This window comes from Pricia sp. (assembly GCF_041745955.1).
In the GTDB taxonomy this organism is placed as follows: Bacteria; Bacteroidota; Bacteroidia; order Flavobacteriales; family Flavobacteriaceae; genus Pricia.
Genome location: NZ_JBGTHY010000473.1, coordinates 1 through 3,014 on the forward strand (window position 1 = coordinate 1; position 3,014 = coordinate 3,014).

A 3,014-nucleotide genomic window follows, 5' to 3' on the forward strand; every position below is an offset into this window, starting at 1 on the left:
GACAATAGCCGCATCTCCGAAATTCTTTTCGCCCTGGATCCTATTGACCCGACCGATGCCGTAACGGCTTTGGCGACGCCCGATCGTTCGTGGGGCGACCTGCCGGCTGGTACGCACATCGTATACATCTATCACGAAAACGGTTGTACCAATACCGTCGAATTCTCGATAGAGGCGTATGAGCCGCTTACATTGGATGCCCAAAAAACAGGTCCAAACGAACTGACCGCGATTGCGGCCGGTGGATTCGGCGGCTACGAGTATTTCTTTAACGGGGAATCCTATGGTAGCGAAGGTATCTATACAACCACCGAAAGCGGTACCGTCGAGGTGCGCGTGGTCGATGAAAGAGGCTGTGTCGCGGTGGCGTCCATTCCCTTCGAGTTTACGGGAATGTTGGAAATCCCCAACTTCTTTACGCCGAACGGTGACAATGAGAACGATTTCTGGTCCCCGAAAAACAGGGAGTTCTTCCCAAATATCGAAGTGATCATCTACGATCGCTACGGTAGGGTAGTGGCCGAGCTTAATAAGGTCAGCGAATGGAACGGTCTTTATGATAACAAAGAACTGCCCTCAGGTGATTACTGGTACGTAGTAAACCAGAACGATAAACGTTCGACGCGTTATGTGGGGCACTTTACGCTGTATCGCTAGTAGTTGGCTAATACGTTTAGATTTTTATAGACGGATGTCCTTTTGGGCATCCGTTTTTTTTGTAATCCGCACTTGTAACGTAATGTTTAAAGCCTGTGGATAGGATTATAATCAAACCGCATTAGATATTTTTTCATCACCATTCATATTCCTACCAACTATTTCTTAATCCTAATTTGATACCTTTATGACTTAAAAGCAAGTCTGCAGATGTCCAAAAAAATCCTCCTCCTCCTAATAACAGCCCTCACTTTCCAAAGCTGTTCCGCTCAACCGAAATACCACTTGGTTGATGCCGAACAGGAGGTTGTCACCAAGGAAAACTTCAGCTACTACCTGTATTATCCGGAGGATTATGAGGATGTAACCGATAAAAAATTCCCGCTCTTATTGTTTCTCCATGGCGGCGGTGAATCGGGGGATAGCCTGATCAAAGTCAGGCGTAATGGGCCTCCAAAGCTAATTGCACGAGGCAAGAAATTTCCTTTTCTGATACTGGCTCCCCAAAATCCCCATAAAAAGAAATGGTGGGATACCAGGGCTGTCAAACAGTTGTTGGATACCATTGTAGCGAACAACCGAGTGGATAAAAGCCGTATCTACCTGACCGGATTGAGCAGGGGAGGTGGCGCAGCATGGGAAATGGCGGTACAATTTCCCGAAACCTTTGCGGCCATGGCGGTGGTCTGCGGGATGACTCCCGTTCCGTATGCCTCCTGGATTGATAAGAACATGCCCATCTGGGTGTTTCATGGAGCAGAAGACAAGTCCATACCCGTCTCTGAGTCAGATGAAATGGTCAAAAAATTAAGGGAGATGGGCTACGACGTGCGCTACACAAAATATAAGGGAGTAGGCCACAATTCTTGGATACAGGCCTATGATACCGAAACCTTGTATGAATGGTTTGTGAAACAGAAACGTGGGATGAAGTAGACCTCTGCAAGGTATGAGCGAGGAACTAGAATCCTTGTAGGTCTACCATCTATGAAAAACCTTGCATACCGTCAGCCAAAAAATAGGCGAACGAAAGATTCTACCGATTTTTTTATTAAATTTCCTTTTCAAAACAAAGTATCCTCCAGCACAAACAGCACAAAACCATTCCATGAAAAAACTCAAATTTTTAGCACTACTAACCTTCATCCTTCTTTTTGCGGGTAAAAGCCCAGCCAACACTGATCCTCAAAAACCATCCAAAAAGAAACCCCGAAATGTCGTCTTTATCCTTACCGACGACCATCGTTACGATTATATGGGCTTTACGGGTAAGGTGCCTTGGCTCGAGACCCCGAATATGGATAGGTTGGCATCCGAGGGAGCCTATCTGCCAAATACCTTTGTAACCACCTCGTTGTGCTCCCCGAGTCGGGCCTCCATTTTAACGGGACAATTCTCGCATACCCACACCATCGTCGATAACCAGGCACCGAACCCCGGAGACCTGACCTTTTTTCCCGAATATTTGGAAAAGGCAGGCTACCAGACCGGCTTTTTCGGTAAGTGGCATATGGGCGACCATGGCGACGAACCACAGCCGGGCTTTACGCATTGGGAAAGTTTTGTTGGCCAAGGAGTCTATTACAATCCCACCCTTAACATCAACGGCAAGCGAACGACTTATAAAGACTCCACCTATATCACCGACCTGTTGACCGATCATGCAGTGGATTGGCTGGACAAGCGGGACAAGAAAAAGCCGTTCTTTATGTATTTGTCCCACAAGGCCGTGCACGCAGGTTTTCAGCCCGCCCAACGTCACAAAGGAAAGTACAAGGGCAATACGATAGAACTGCCTAGCACTTATGGTCAAACCCTGACTGGGGAATACAGGGATTTAAAATGGCCCGAATGGGTTGCCAATCAGCGCGTAAGCTGGCACGGGGTCGATTATATGTACCACGGATTTAACGATTTAAACGAAATGGTCGTCGATTACTGTGAAACCCTTTTGGGGGTCGACGAAAGCATCGGCACCGTCATGGAATACTTGAAAAAGGAAGGTCTTGACGATTCTACCTTGGTCATCTATATGGGCGATAACGGCTTTAGCTGGGGCGAACACGGCTTGATCGATAAACGTCATTTTTATGAGGAATCGGTAAAAGTGCCCTTGTTGGTGCGTTGTCCCGAACTTTTCGAGGGAGGAAAAACACCCGAACAGATGGTTCAGAACATTGATATCGGCCCAACAGTCTTGGCGGAAGCAGGCGTTGAGCAGCCCAAAAATATGCCAGGTGTCTCGTTTATTCCCATCTTGACCGGGGATACGACCGCCAAATCCCGCGAAGAAATCTTTTATGAATATTATTGGGAATACGATTTCCCCATGACCCCCACGGTATTCGGCATGCGAA

3 protein-coding genes are annotated in these 3,014 nt (G+C 47.3%); all 3 read left to right on the top strand.

Annotated elements, in window-relative coordinates:
- The coding region (locus ACEW8S_RS16620; RefSeq protein WP_373519240.1) for a T9SS type B sorting domain-containing protein at positions 1-657 on the top strand (657 nt) is incomplete at its 5' end.
- Positions 658-867: 210 nt separating this feature from the next.
- Positions 868-1,593: a prolyl oligopeptidase family serine peptidase gene (locus tag ACEW8S_RS16625; protein WP_373519241.1), complete on the top strand. Its 726-nt coding sequence runs from the start codon at positions 868-870 to the stop codon at positions 1,591-1,593.
- Positions 1,594-1,765: 172 nt separating this feature from the next.
- On the top strand, positions 1,766-3,014 hold a 1,249-nt coding region (locus tag ACEW8S_RS16630; protein WP_373519242.1), incomplete at its 3' end, for a sulfatase.

Coding starts and splice junctions, on each gene's coding strand:
- ACEW8S_RS16625 (WP_373519241.1), top strand. CDS start 868: ATGTCCAAAAAAATCCTCCTCCTCCTAATAACAGCCCTCACTTTCCAA.